Below are 12,606 nucleotides of genomic sequence, written 5' to 3'. Positions count from 1 at the left end.
GGGTGCGGTGTGAAGCCCTTAGAGCGGCCATTTAAGACCTTAAATCACGTTTTACCGGTTATTGATATAAATTTATCCCAATATTGCTGCTTCCCGCCTCGCGCAAGTCCGCGCGAAGACCTTTGATCAGCTCGATATCACGCTCTTCACAGGCCGCCAACAGGCGGAAGATCTCCCACTGGAGATCCCATTCTTCTTCAATGGCAGGAATGACTTTGAGTTCCTCATCCGTCATTTCTCTGCCAGCCTGAGTCATCTCCAACATGGCTACCGTCCTGATGGAGGTTTCACTAATCACGATAGCATGCGAGAGCGTTTCGCCGCTCAGGCGAGAGTGAACTAACTCCCCTAAAGCGATACAAGCATCAATCGCTGGGTAGACCCCGTAAAGATCATAGTCTTCAGCGGATGGAACCGCATCCTCCAGCTTTTCCAACTGAAGGTCAAAGTTAACCTTAGCATCTTTGACCACCAGTGTTTCCCAAATCAGATCGAGGATGCGACGGTAGACCTGCGCATCGCCAAATTCCGTCTGGCGGCAGAACTCATGGTAGTTGGGATACATGCGTTCACAGAGGCTCGCCATGAAAGTGACATGCTGCCAGCTTTCCAGTTTCTCCAGACGCAAATGAATGGGATTACGTAACATGTTTTATCTCTAACGTGACGGACCGCAGTGTAGCCAAAAACGACCAGCGGCCCTATTCCTGAATTCCTAAAAAACGCTGGCGCGATTATCTACAGTGTTTGCAGATGTTGCCAGCGCTGAAATGCAATTCGGTTTGACGCCGCCGCGTCGGCCCAGCGAGTGGGCTCCGGCAACCGGTAGCCGCGCGTACAGCGTTTCACCCACAATAACGCCGTTTCCAAACCGACCCGATGCCCGGTTGAGACAAACAGCGGGTTGCAGCGTAATTTACTGCGCCACACCCAACCAATCTGTTCGCCCTTGTCCATCAACGGCTGCTGACTGTCGACGTCGGCATCTAACGCAGCATACTGACCACACAGACGACGTTTGGCCACGCCGATGGTGGGGACGTCGACCATCAGCCCAAAATGGCTGGCGACGCCCAGGCGGCGGGGGTGGGAAATACCATGACCGTCCACAAACAGCAGATCCGGCGGGTGACGCAGTGATTCCCACGCCGCCATCAGCGCGGGAGCCTCGCGAAAAGAGAGCAGTCCCGGAATATAAGGCATCGTCGTAGGGATACGCGCGATCTGATACTCCACCAGTTCAAGCGACGGATACGCCAATATGGCTATCGCCGCCCGAGTCACCGTGCCCTCCTGCTCAAATCCGACATCCGCGCCGGCAATCAACGCCGGCTGTTCGAATGGGAGCGCATCATGACGGACGACCTGAGCCGCCTTGATTAACTGTTCAGCCCGTAGAGACGGAGTGTCAATCATGCCTTTTCCTGATGATAAGGCCGGGACAGGCGATGTACTGCGTCCACAAATGCCCCGGCGTGTTCAGGCGGTACATCCTGATGGATACCGTGCCCCAGGTTGAAAACGTGGCCGTTGCCCGGTCCAAAACTATCCAAAATAGTGCTCACTTCCTGTTCGATGCGAGCTGGCGGCGCATAGAGCATGGACGGGTCCATATTGCCCTGCAGCGCAACTTTGTCGCCCACACGACGACGAGCGTCGGCGATATCCGTTGTCCAATCCAGACCCAGCGCGTCGCAGCCCGTTTCCACCATCGCTTCCAGCCACTGTCCACCGCCTTTGGTGAACAGCGTCACCGGTACTCGGCGGCCCTCATGCTCACGCAGCAAACCGTCGACGATCTTGTGCATGTAATGCAGCGAAAATTCGCGATAGTCACGACCGCTGAGCGCGCCGCCCCAGGTATCGAAAATCATGACCGCCTGAGCGCCCGCCTTGATCTGTGCGTTCAGGTAAAGGATGACGCTGTCCGCCAGCTTATCCAACAACAGATGCAGCGTGCGCGGTTCGGCGAACAGCATCTTTTTGATAACGGTAAACGCTTTGCTGCTACCCCCTTCGACCATATAGGTCGCCAGCGTCCACGGACTGCCGGAGAAACCAATCAGCGGGACTTCGCCCGCCAGATGACGACGGATGGTGCGTACGGCATTCATCACGTAGCCCAGTTCCTGTTCCGGGTCGGGGATCGGCAATGCCGCGACCTCGGCATGGCTTCTTAGCGGATGACGAAAACGTGGACCTTCGCCCGCTTCAAAATAGAGTCCCAATCCCATCGCATCGGGGATCGTCAAAATATCGGAGAACAGAATGGCCGCGTCCAGCGCATAGCGTCGCAGCGGCTGCAGAGTCACTTCACAGGCCAGCTCGGCATTCTTGCACAACGACATGAAATCTCCGGCCTGAGCGCGCGTCGCTTTATATTCCGGCAGATAACGCCCCGCCTGACGCATCATCCAAACGGGCGTGACATCAACAGGCTGACGTAATAGAGCGCGTAAATAGCGATCGTTTTTAAGGTCGGTCATGATCTTTTCCTTTTGGTGCCTGAACGTCAGGCGCGTAGGTCGCTGTGATCTGGGTATTTCAGGCGGCAGTGTAGCGGGTTGATTCCCCTCAGGCTACACGCATGACGCAGACGGATTAGCCGTCGGCTTCACGGCACATCACCACCGTATCTTCTATCAGGCGTCGCGCCACGGTTCCCGGCGGCGGCAGGATCGGCAGCTTGTCGTAACGGAACCAAGCGGCATCGCGAAGCTCGGACGGATCGTGACGCAGTTCGCCGTCGGCATACTCCGCAATATAGGCCATCATCAGAGAATGGGGGAACGGCCAGGGCTGAGAACTCACATATTGAAGATTTTTAACGCGAATATTGCTCTCTTCCATGACTTCTCTGGCCACGGCCTGTTCGAGCGTTTCACCCAACTCGACAAACCCGGCCAACGCGGTGTACATGTTGCCCCGGTGGCGGACATGCTGCGCCAGCAAAATGTCCGTGCCACGGCGAATCGCCACGATGACGCAGGGCGCAATCTGCGGATAGTAACGTTCCCGGCAATGGCCGCACAGACAGGCCAGCTCGGTTTTGCTGTGATGCATTTCATGACCGCAATAGCCGCAGAAACGGTGGGCGCGATAAAAATCAGCCAGCTGAATTCCCCGGCCAGCGAGCTGAAACAGCCCGCTCTCCATGTCCAACAGTTGGCGCAGCGATCCCATCTCTTCAGCCATGGTCTGACGCACCAGCCAGACAGGCTCCCCTTGCCATTCGCCAATCTGGCGTGCGGGGCGGGTTTTGAGTCCCCACTGAATGGAAGAACCGTGCGGCAGTCTCCCCTGAGGCAGCCAAATCTGATTGTTCTCGCCGACAACCCACCAGCCGAGTTCTTCACCTGTTAACGTAACTTCCATCTCTTCTATCGCCCTCTGTCACCGAGTCTATGGCTATGATGTGTAGATATAGACAACATTAATGCATATAAATCAGACGCTCTACGCTTATGCACCATACCATGTCATAGAAACTCGTTCCGCCGTTCTGTCTCCTCGCCGCGCTCAACCCGCCATCGTGTATTTCAATGAAATTACCCACAAGAATGACGTTTTATCGCATATTTCGCGGAAAATAAGGCCACTGTCAGCAACAGGCATTTTCTATCGTATTAACGCTTGATGTCCTACAGCAGACGTGCGCGTTGCCTTCACCCAACGCCGTACTCCGCTTTTGACAGCGACGCATTGCCAGCATAGAGTGTAGGCGATTGAGCTCGCCCCATTCACCGGGCGTCATCTTGTCGGAGTGCCTAGCATCGCGGTAACGCGTGCGGGCTGAGACCGTTAATTCGGGATCCGCGGAACCTGATCAGGTTAAAACCTGCGAAGGGAACAAGAGTAATTTTTATCCTTTTCCCCAGATAAAGCCGTCATCACCCGGGGAAAAAGAAACGTCTCCATTACTCCATCCGAACTCCAGACAAGCAATGTTTCCTTTTATCCAAACAGGAATTTGCTATGTCTACAGAAAACAAACCCTCAGGACGCCGCGAACAGCGCGCCTCCGCGCAACGTTTTATCGACGAGGTGCAAGGCACCGCCTTTCCACAATCACAGCGCATTTATCTGACCGGCTCTCGGCCCGACATCCGCGTCCCTCTGCGGGAAATCCAACTCAGTCCCACGCGGCTCGGGGGAAAACGGGAAGCGCCTCGCGACGAACCGAATGAGCCGATACCGGTCTACGACACCGCCGGACCTTATGGCGATCCCGACGCCGTCCCCGATGTTCGCCGCGGATTGGCTCGCCTGAGAACCGCCTGGATTGAAGAACGCGGCGACACCGAACGCTTATCCCAGCTCAGTTCCGGCTTTACCCAACAACGTCTAGCCGATGCCGGCCTGGACCACCTGCGCTTCGAACATCTTCCCCATCCGCGCCGCGCGCAGGCCGGTCAACGGGTGACCCAGCTGCACTACGCCCGCCGGGGGATCATCACGCCGGAAATGGAGTTCATCGCCCTGCGGGAAAATATGGGGCGCGAGCGTGTGTCTAGCCCGACCCTGCGCCAGCAACACCCCGGCCAGAGTTTTGGCGCCCATCTGCCGCAGACCATCACACCTGAGTTTGTTCGTCAGGAAGTGGCCGCCGGACGCGCAATCATTCCCGCCAACATCAACCATCCAGAATCCGAACCAATGATTATCGGCCGCAACTTTTTGGTCAAAGTAAACGCCAATATCGGCAATTCGGCGGTCACTTCCTCCATCGAAGAAGAAGTGGAGAAACTGGTGTGGTCCACCCGCTGGGGAGCTGACACGGTGATGGACCTGTCTACCGGCCGTTATATCCATGAGACGCGCGAGTGGATCTTGCGCAATAGCCCGGTCCCTATCGGGACGGTACCCATTTATCAGGCGCTGGAGAAGGTCAACGGCGTCGCGGAGAACCTGACCTGGGAAATGTTCCGCGACACCCTGCTGGAGCAGGCCGAACAGGGCGTTGATTACTTCACCATCCACGCTGGCGTGTTGCTGCGGTATGTGCCGATGACCGCTCAACGCCTGACCGGCATCGTCTCACGCGGCGGGTCCATCATGGCGAAGTGGTGTCTGTCGCATCACAAAGAGAGCTTCCTATACACGCATTTCCGCGAGATATGTGAAATTTGCAGCGCGTACGATATCGCCCTTTCGCTGGGCGACGGCCTACGGCCCGGCTCGATTCAGGACGCCAACGACGAGGCGCAGTTCGCCGAATTGCATACGCTGGGCGAACTGACCCACATCGCGTGGGAGTACGACGTTCAAGTGATGATTGAAGGTCCCGGCCATGTCCCGATGCAGATGATCCGCCGCAATATGACCGAAGAGCTGGAGCACTGCCACGAAGCGCCTTTTTATACTCTCGGCCCGCTCACCACGGATATCGCGCCGGGCTATGACCACTTCACCTCCGGCATCGGCGCCGCCATGATCGGCTGGTTCGGTTGCGCCATGTTGTGCTACGTCACCCCGAAAGAGCATCTGGGGTTACCGAACAAAGAGGATGTAAAGCAGGGGTTGATCACCTACAAGATCGCCGCACACGCCGCAGATCTGGCGAAAGGTCATCCGGGGGCGCAGATCCGCGACAACGCGATGTCGAAAGCCCGCTTTGAATTCCGCTGGGAAGACCAGTTCAACCTGGCTTTGGATCCGGAGACGGCGCGGGCCTACCACGACGAGACGCTGCCGCAGGAATCCGGCAAAGTGGCTCACTTCTGCTCCATGTGCGGCCCGAAGTTTTGCTCCATGAAAATTTCTCAGGAGGTCCGGGACTACGCCGCGCAACAACAGGCGGATGCCCAACCGATTGAAATCGGCATGGCGCAGATGTCGGCCGAATTCCGCGCTCACGGCAGCGAACTGTACGTTCCGCAGGAGGATGCCTGATGAATGCCCCCCTGCTGACGTTCCCCGCCGTGGAATCACGGATGGGACTCTACCCAGTGGTCGACCGCGTTGAGTGGATCGAACGACTGCTCCGTATGGGCGTGAAGACCCTGCAACTGCGGATCAAAGACCAGACTGAATCCCAGATGGAGCCTGCGGTGATCAAGGCGATCACCCTCGCCCGTCGCTATCAGGCACGTCTGTTCATCAACGACAACTGGCGGCTGGCCATCAAGCATCAGGCCTATGGCGTCCATCTTGGTCAGGAGGATCTGGATACCGCCGATCTGAGTGCAATCCGCCGCGCCGGACTGCGGCTCGGTGTCTCAACCCATGATGATAACGAGCTGGCGCGCGCCGTCGCTATCGCCCCGTCCTACATCGCGCTGGGCCATATTTTCCCGACCCAAACCAAAGAGATGGCGTCATCGCCGCAGGGACTGGCCGAACTGGCGCGTCATATCAGTGAACTGGCGGGACGTTTTCCCTCGGTCGCTATCGGCGGCATCAGCATCGAACGGGTCCCTTCAGTACTGGCGACAGGCGTCGGCAGCATCGCCGTCGTGAGCGCCATCACTCAGGCGGCGGACTGGCGACAGGCAACGGCAACCTTGCTGCATCTGATCGAAAAACGGGAGGCGTAACATGCTGAACGACCGAGCATTTATGCGTTATAGCCGCCAGCTGTTACTGGAAGATATCGGCCCCGAGGGTCAGCAGAGGCTGGCTGACGCCACCGTGTTGCTGGTCGGTCTCGGTGGTCTGGGCGCGCCCTGTGCGCTCTATCTGGCGGCCGCAGGCGTCGGCAGGCTGCTGCTGGCGGATCATGACTCGCTGCATATCTCCAATCTGCAACGCCAAGTGATCTACCGCACTGAAGATATCGCGCAACCTAAAGCGATGCTGGCTCAGCGCCAGCTGTTGGCGCTGAACCCGGACATCACGATCGAGGCAATACAGACACGACTGGAAGGTAAGGCGTTGGCTAAAGCGGTCAACCGCGTCGATTTGGTGTTGGACTGTAGCGACAACATGGCGACGCGCCATGCTGTCAACGCCGCCTGCGTTCGAGCCGAAAAACCGTTAGTCAGCGCCAGCGCCGTCGGCTTCGGCGGCCAGCTGCTGGTGCTGACGCCCCCCTATCTTTCCGGCTGCTACGCCTGCCTTTATCCGGATGCGACCGAGCCTGTTCGCAACTGCCGCACCGCCGGCGTATTGGGGCCGGTTGTCGGAGTCATGGGGACGTTGCAGGCCCTGGAGGCCATCAAACTGCTATGCGGACTGTCGTCCACGCTGGACGGCAAGCTGAGGCTGTTCGACGCCCGCCAGCAGCACTGGAATACCTTACAACTCTCCCCCGCTTCGGGCTGCCCAGTCTGCGGGAGCGCCGTATGAAAATTCATATCAATGAGGAAGCCGTCATGCTGGCGAAACCGATCAGCGTGGAGCAGCTGTTGCAACAGTTGGATCGTCTGCAGCCGGGCACCGCGCTGGCGATCAATCAGATCGTTATCCCTCGCCCCGACTGGAGCGCCTGTCAGGTGCAGGACGGGGACGACATTTTGCTTTTTCAGGCGATAGCAGGAGGATAAATGCTCACCATCGCAGGAACCACATTCACATCCCGGTTGCTGGCTGGCACCGGTAAGTTCGCCAGCGCAGAGATCATGATCGCGGCGTTACAGGCGGCGGGCTCCCAATTGGTCACACTGGCGATGAAACGCGTTAGCCTTTCCGGCGACAGCGACGCGCTTCTCGCTCCCCTACAACGGCTGGGCGTTCACCTGCTACCGAATACCTCTGGGGCCAAGACGGCGGAGGAAGCGATCTTCGCCGCGCATCTCGCGCGTGAAGCGCTGGGGACACATTGGATTAAGCTCGAAATTCATCCCGACATGAAATACCTGCTGCCCGATCCGGTGGAAACGCTGAAAGCGGCGGCACAGCTGGTGAACGAAGGGTTTATCGTGCTGCCTTACTGCGGCGCTGATCCGGTGCTGTGCAAACGACTGGAGGCCGTCGGCTGCGCTGCCGTCATGCCGCTCGGAGCGCCGATTGGTTCTAATCAGGGACTGCAAACGCGCGACTTCCTCAGGATCATCATCGAACAAGCACAGGTACCGGTCGTCATCGACGCGGGGATCGGCGCGCCCAGTCAGGCCGCCGAGGCCATCGAGATGGGCGCGGATGCCGTACTGGTCAATACGGCGATGGCCGTCGCCCGCGACCCGGTCAGCATGGCCCGCGCCTTTCGGCTGGCCGTTGAGGCTGGCGTGCTGGCGGCGGAGTCCGGCTTGGGTGCGAGTCAATCCCACGCCAGCGCCACCAGCCCCCTGACCGGTTTTCTGCAACAGCCTCAAACGGGAGCAGGCTCATGAGCGAAGGATTTTATCGCCGCTGGGAGACGCTCGACTGGGACGACCTCCGTTGTCGCATCAACGGTAAAACGTCTGCCGACGTCATCCGAGCATTGAACGCCGATCGGCCCGATCGCGACGATTTTATGGCGTTGATTTCGCCCGCGGCGGCAGGCTACCTCGAACCGCTGGCACAACGCGCGCAGCGTCTTACTCGCCAGCGCTTCGGCAATACGGTGAGATTCTACGTTCCGCTGTATTTGTCCAATCTGTGCGCCAACGACTGCACCTATTGCGGGTTTTCGATGAGCAATCGGATTAAGCGCAAGATCCTGAATGACGATGAAATACAGCGGGAGTGCCGTGCGATCCGCCAGCTAGGGTTCGACCAGCTGCTACTGGTCGCCGGCGAGCATCAGGGCAAAGTAGGGATGGACTACTTTCGACGCGTGCTGCCGTTGGTCAGGCCCCACTTCAGCTCGCTGATGATGGAGGTGCAGCCGCTGTCGACGGAAGAGTATGCCGAACTAAAGACGCTGGGTCTGGACGGCGTGATGGTCTATCAGGAAACCTATCACGCGCCGACCTACGCGCGGCATCATCTGCGGGGACGCAAACAGGATTTCGCCTGGCGGCTAGCCACGCCCGATCGTCTCGGCATGGCCGGGATCGACAAGATCGGTCTCGGCGCGTTGATCGGCCTGTCAGACAGCTGGCGCGTGGACTGCTATATGGTGGCGGAGCACCTACTCGATCTGCAACCGCGTTACTGGCAGAGCCGCTTCTCGCTCTCGTTTCCACGCCTGCGACCGTGTGCCGGCGGTATTGAACCGGCTTCGCTGATGGACGAAGCGCAGCTGATGCAGACAATTTGCGCATTCCGGCTGCTGGCGCCGGACGTGGAGCTATCGCTGTCCACTCGTGAATCGCCCTTCTTTCGCGATCATATGGTGCCCATCGCCATCAACAGCGTCAGTGCCTTCTCCAAAACGCAGCCGGGCGGCTACGCCGACAACCATCCGGAACTGGAGCAGTTCGCTCCCCATGATGCCCGACGGCCGGAGGCGGTGGCGGACGCGATAACCCGTGTCGGCCTACAGCCCGTATGGAAAGATTGGGACGGCTATCTGGGAAGGTCGCGCACTCCGTCGCATCACGAGTGAATACGCCGCGATGTCTATAACGCCGGACATCGCGGTTCTTCCTCCTCGGGCCTGAGGGGATCAGGCTCTGCATGCGAGCGTCATCTCCCGCTCGATTTCTTCCCCAATCATCTTCAATGCCCTTTCCGTTTTCTCTGTGCAGGGCAACGCATAGTTCAGACGCAGACAGTTGCGATATTTCCCCGATGCAGAGAATAGCGAACCTACGGCGACCTGCGTATCGCGTTCAGCCAGACGACGATTCAAACGGATGCCGTCGAAGGCTTCCGGCAGTTCTATCCACATCAAAAAGCCGCCCTGCGGCCGGCTGACGCAGATCCCCTCGGGAAAATAGTGGCGGACAAAGCTGGTGAAGCGACACTGATTGCGCTGGTACTGCGCCCGCATGCGCCTCAGGTGCGGCAGGTAGTGACCCTGACGAATAAACTCGGCGACCGCTGATTGTGTCTGGATGACGCCGCCGCCGCTGTTCACGTATTTCATATGCAGTACGCGATCGAGATACCGTCCCGGCGCGACCCAGCCCACCCTCAGGCCCGGCGCCATAACCTTCGAAAAGGAGCTACACAACAACACCCGCCCATCGTCATCCAACGACTTCAAGGTCATCGGCCGCGGGTACTCGTAAGCCAGTTCCCCGTAGACGTCATCTTCAATCACGGCGATATCAAAACGCTGCGCCAACGTCATCAATCCCCGTTTACGCGCCTCCGGCATGATAAAACCTAGCGGATTGTTGCAGTTCGGCACCACGAACACTGCCTTGATCGGCCACTGATCCAGCGCTAATTCCAGCGCTTCCAGACTGAGGCCGTTGACCGAATCCGTCGGAATTTCAATAACTTTTACCCCGTAGCTCCTCAGCGTCTGCATCATCCCGTAAAACGCCGGGGATTCAACAGCGATGATGTCTCCCGGCTGACAGACCGCCCGCAGGCACAGAAACAGCGCTTCCTGACACCCCGTCGTGGTGACAATGTCGTCGGTGCTCAGCGTGCATCCGCTGTCGACCGCCAGCCGCGCAATTTGCTCGCGCAACGCCGTCACGCCGAGCAAACCGCCGTATTGCAATAGCGAGATATCCTGCTTCATGCCCTGTCGGCTGATGATTTTCCATAACGGTTTGAGGGTGGTCGACGTGACGTCCGGCATGCCGCTGCCCAGCTGCATGACATCGCTTTCCTTCCGTACGTCCAACAACCCTCGCACCGCATCCCAATGGGTAATTTCAACCGGCCGCTGTGCCGGGCGCGTAATGGCGGGAATGGGCGGCGCGGCATAACGCGCAGAGACAAAGTAGCCCGAGCGAGGCTGCGGGGAGATCAGCATCTGCTCTTCCAGCAGATGGTAAGCCTGTTGAACCGTACTGATACTGACGCCATGCTCCTGCGAGAGGATTCTGACCGACGGCAGACGTTCCCCAGGCTGATAAAGCCCTTGTTGAATGCGCTGCGCCAACAAGGTGGCAAGATGCTGATAGCGAGTCATGAAAGTATCCTACCTTGAAGCGTTATCATTCGATAACCAGTACAGATTGACACAAAAAGTCCCATTCAGGGCCATACAATCCTCTTCTGTATGGTCAATAAACTGTATTTGTGAATCTGTATTGTTTTCCGCCGCTCTTTCATGATGGTGCCACACCATCGGGGGAGGGAATGAAGATGACACAACACCATCCACTTTCGCAGACATCCACGCTGCGCACGCTAGTCAGCAGAATCTACAAGCATTGGCAGGCACGGCGTTTGCGCATCTCGACGCGCACGTTGCTGCGGACGATGAGCGATGAACGCCTCAAAGATATTGGTCTGTCGCGTGCAGACATCGATCAGTGCTACCGGGCCGATGCCTTCGGCAATGAGGGTTGGCTTCAGGCGCGGAATGATGCTCACAAGAAAAATGAAAGGTGAGTCATGTCGCCGATATGTTTGCGCGAGGGTTCCCACGTCAGTACAACGGCGATCGCGGAAGCCATCGGGCGACGCTAGAGTGCGAATGCCGGCACATCCGTCGGCCGCAGGCTGACTGTGAATCCTCAAGCCTGCGCCGCTTATGTCGCCGTCGGTCTGTCCTGACCGACGGCGACCCTTCCTGCGCGGAGCGCTATTTGTCTTCGTTGTATCCCGGCGTTTCCCACAGCGAAGGCCACTCACCCGGCCAACCGCCATTGCATCCCGTCTGGCTGTGGTAAGTCACGAGCCGGAACTGCTGACCATCGTAACGCCACTGGGCGCTTTCACCGCAGTCGGCAAAACCACGTCCCTTCGCCAAATGGAACAGGTCGCCAGTCTGAGGATCATAGTCAGCGTTGGTAAACCAATCCACCTGCTGCGGGCGGCCATTTTCATCCGGCAGCGGCAACGGCAGTACCAATTGATGCGCCGCCGACGGATTATCGCGCGGCGTGATAAATACCAGGCTCGAGGACTGATAGGCCCCCATACCGCAGTTAATCATGACCAGCGCATTGCGTTGGTCCAGCGGCTGAACCTGATTGATCTCTTTGTCCTGCTCGTTGACATCGCAGGTCTCTCTTACCAACAGCGCATGCTGCGCCTTGATGACGGCCTCGACCAACGCTTGCGGATGACTGACCGCAGGCGCGTTTGTCAGTGCTGGCGGCAGTTCGGGTTGACTCAACCTCGCCGGGACGTCGGAAGCCGGTTTACTTCCCCGCTGCAGCAGTGCGCCCTGAGTACCGATCCGTCCCTGCCGTTCATCCACCAGCAGGAGCGCGGCGTTCAATCCCCGCAGGGAGCTTCCCTGCTGCGGATCGTCACCGACGGAAAGGGTCAGCGCATCTTTGGCCTGCTGTAGAAAATGTTGTATCGCGGGCAGATTTTCCGTGGCGACAATGGCGTCGTCATCGTTGATCGCTGGCGTTAAGCTCAACCCTTCCGCGGCGTCTTCGTCCAACCACAAGGTGGGATGGGCTTCCTGAGAAAAGGGGACAATCGTCAATGACGCCACGCCGGTAGCGCCGGACTGCCGCGTCAGCGTAATACGCAGGTTTTCATCAATATTACGCACATCGCAGTCGTTCAGGTTGTTGCACGTCACCTGCCAGTTAGAGAAGATTTTTTGCACCGGCGGCGCAAACGGCACTCCGGCAAAAGCCGGTACGGCGGACAACACCGCCAGACTGGCTGCAACCACGCTTGCTTTCAGCATAATGTTTCTCTCATCGCTCT

General features: G+C 58.3%; 13 protein-coding genes and 1 riboswitch. Of the genes, 7 read left to right on the top strand and 6 right to left on the bottom strand.

The window, feature by feature from the left end:
• Positions 1–58 precede the first annotated feature (58 nt).
• The 4 genes from CKQ53_RS06335 to nudC form a co-directional block, all read right to left on the bottom strand.
• The gene (locus tag CKQ53_RS06335) at positions 59–649 is read right to left on the bottom strand and encodes a YjaG family protein (RefSeq protein ID WP_085653068.1); all 591 of its coding nucleotides are present in this window, start codon (positions 647–649) and stop codon (positions 59–61) included.
• A gap of 89 nt (positions 650–738) precedes the next feature.
• Positions 739–1,416 carry a deoxyribonuclease V gene (gene nfi / locus CKQ53_RS06330; RefSeq protein ID WP_094118849.1) on the bottom strand — a complete coding sequence of 226 codons (678 nt, stop codon included), beginning with the start codon at positions 1,414–1,416 and terminating at the stop codon, positions 739–741.
• A complete protein-coding gene (hemE, locus tag CKQ53_RS06325) occupies positions 1,413–2,486 on the bottom strand; it encodes a uroporphyrinogen decarboxylase (protein ID WP_085653066.1) in 1,074 nt (357 codons plus the stop codon). The genes nfi and hemE overlap by 4 nt, the downstream gene beginning before the upstream one ends.
• Positions 2,487–2,601: 115 nt before the next feature.
• Positions 2,602–3,375: an NAD(+) diphosphatase gene (gene nudC / locus CKQ53_RS06320; protein WP_094118850.1), complete on the bottom strand. Its 774-nt coding sequence runs from the start codon at positions 3,373–3,375 to the stop codon at positions 2,602–2,604.
• Positions 3,376–3,749: 374 nt separating this feature from the next.
• Positions 3,750–3,866: riboswitch (TPP riboswitch) on the top strand.
• A gap of 109 nt (positions 3,867–3,975) precedes the next feature.
• On the opposite strand from nudC, the gene thiC reads away from it, so the two are divergent.
• Genes thiC through thiH form a run of 6 tightly spaced genes read left to right on the top strand, consistent with a single transcriptional unit; the run spans position 3,976 to position 9,412 of the window.
• Positions 3,976–5,892, top strand: coding sequence for a phosphomethylpyrimidine synthase ThiC (gene thiC / locus CKQ53_RS06315; protein ID WP_094118851.1), 1,917 nt, complete (start codon positions 3,976–3,978; stop codon positions 5,890–5,892).
• Positions 5,892–6,536: a thiamine phosphate synthase gene (gene thiE / locus CKQ53_RS06310; protein ID WP_094118852.1), complete on the top strand. Its 645-nt coding sequence runs from the start codon at positions 5,892–5,894 to the stop codon at positions 6,534–6,536. The genes thiC and thiE overlap by 1 nt, the downstream gene beginning before the upstream one ends.
• 1 nt (position 6,537) lies before the next feature.
• Positions 6,538–7,287: a HesA/MoeB/ThiF family protein gene (locus tag CKQ53_RS06305; protein ID WP_118894791.1), complete on the top strand. Its 750-nt coding sequence runs from the start codon at positions 6,538–6,540 to the stop codon at positions 7,285–7,287.
• Positions 7,284–7,484 (top strand): sulfur carrier protein ThiS, encoded by a 201-nt coding sequence (thiS, locus tag CKQ53_RS06300; protein ID WP_085653061.1) that lies wholly within the window; start codon positions 7,284–7,286, stop codon positions 7,482–7,484. The genes CKQ53_RS06305 and thiS overlap by 4 nt, the downstream gene beginning before the upstream one ends.
• A complete protein-coding gene (locus CKQ53_RS06295) occupies positions 7,485–8,270 on the top strand; it encodes a thiazole synthase (protein ID WP_118894789.1) in 786 nt (261 codons plus the stop codon). It abuts the gene before it with no gap.
• Positions 8,267–9,412 (top strand): 2-iminoacetate synthase ThiH, encoded by a 1,146-nt coding sequence (thiH, locus tag CKQ53_RS06290; protein ID WP_094118853.1) that lies wholly within the window; start codon positions 8,267–8,269, stop codon positions 9,410–9,412. The genes CKQ53_RS06295 and thiH overlap by 4 nt, the downstream gene beginning before the upstream one ends.
• 60 nt (positions 9,413–9,472) lie before the next feature.
• Here thiH and CKQ53_RS06285 read toward each other — a convergent pair whose 3' ends face one another.
• Entirely contained in the window at positions 9,473–10,900 is a 1,428-nt protein-coding gene (locus CKQ53_RS06285; protein WP_094118854.1) for an aminotransferase-like domain-containing protein, read from the bottom strand.
• Positions 10,901–11,076: 176 nt separating this feature from the next.
• Between CKQ53_RS06285 and CKQ53_RS06280 the strand changes: the two genes are divergently transcribed.
• Entirely contained in the window at positions 11,077–11,325 is a 249-nt protein-coding gene (locus CKQ53_RS06280) for a DUF1127 domain-containing protein (protein WP_118894787.1), read from the top strand.
• 193 nt (positions 11,326–11,518) lie between these two features.
• Here the strand turns inward: CKQ53_RS06280 and CKQ53_RS06275 are convergent, their stop codons facing one another.
• The gene (locus CKQ53_RS06275) at positions 11,519–12,586 is read right to left on the bottom strand and encodes a DUF1176 domain-containing protein (RefSeq protein WP_094118855.1); all 1,068 of its coding nucleotides are present in this window, start codon (positions 12,584–12,586) and stop codon (positions 11,519–11,521) included.
• Between the last annotated feature and the right edge of the window lie 20 nt (positions 12,587–12,606).

Origin of the sequence: Lonsdalea britannica, from assembly GCF_003515985.1 — a bacterium.
Lineage (GTDB): Bacteria > Pseudomonadota > Gammaproteobacteria > Enterobacterales > Enterobacteriaceae > Lonsdalea > Lonsdalea britannica.
This window is presented reverse-complemented; position numbering and strand designations above follow the sequence as displayed.

Coding starts and splice junctions, on each gene's coding strand:
- CKQ53_RS06335 (WP_085653068.1), bottom strand. CDS start 649: ATGTTACGTAATCCCATTCATTTGCGTCTGGAGAAACTGGAAAGCTGG.
- nfi (WP_094118849.1), bottom strand. CDS start 1,416: ATGATTGACACTCCGTCTCTACGGGCTGAACAGTTAATCAAGGCGGCT.
- hemE (WP_085653066.1), bottom strand. CDS start 2,486: ATGACCGACCTTAAAAACGATCGCTATTTACGCGCTCTATTACGTCAG.
- nudC (WP_094118850.1), bottom strand. CDS start 3,375: ATGGAAGTTACGTTAACAGGTGAAGAACTCGGCTGGTGGGTTGTCGGC.
- thiC (WP_094118851.1), top strand. CDS start 3,976: ATGTCTACAGAAAACAAACCCTCAGGACGCCGCGAACAGCGCGCCTCC.
- thiE (WP_094118852.1), top strand. CDS start 5,892: ATGAATGCCCCCCTGCTGACGTTCCCCGCCGTGGAATCACGGATGGGA.
- CKQ53_RS06305 (WP_118894791.1), top strand. CDS start 6,538: ATGCTGAACGACCGAGCATTTATGCGTTATAGCCGCCAGCTGTTACTG.
- thiS (WP_085653061.1), top strand. CDS start 7,284: ATGAAAATTCATATCAATGAGGAAGCCGTCATGCTGGCGAAACCGATC.
- CKQ53_RS06295 (WP_118894789.1), top strand. CDS start 7,485: ATGCTCACCATCGCAGGAACCACATTCACATCCCGGTTGCTGGCTGGC.
- thiH (WP_094118853.1), top strand. CDS start 8,267: ATGAGCGAAGGATTTTATCGCCGCTGGGAGACGCTCGACTGGGACGAC.
- CKQ53_RS06285 (WP_094118854.1), bottom strand. CDS start 10,900: ATGACTCGCTATCAGCATCTTGCCACCTTGTTGGCGCAGCGCATTCAA.
- CKQ53_RS06280 (WP_118894787.1), top strand. CDS start 11,077: ATGACACAACACCATCCACTTTCGCAGACATCCACGCTGCGCACGCTA.
- CKQ53_RS06275 (WP_094118855.1), bottom strand. CDS start 12,586: ATGCTGAAAGCAAGCGTGGTTGCAGCCAGTCTGGCGGTGTTGTCCGCC.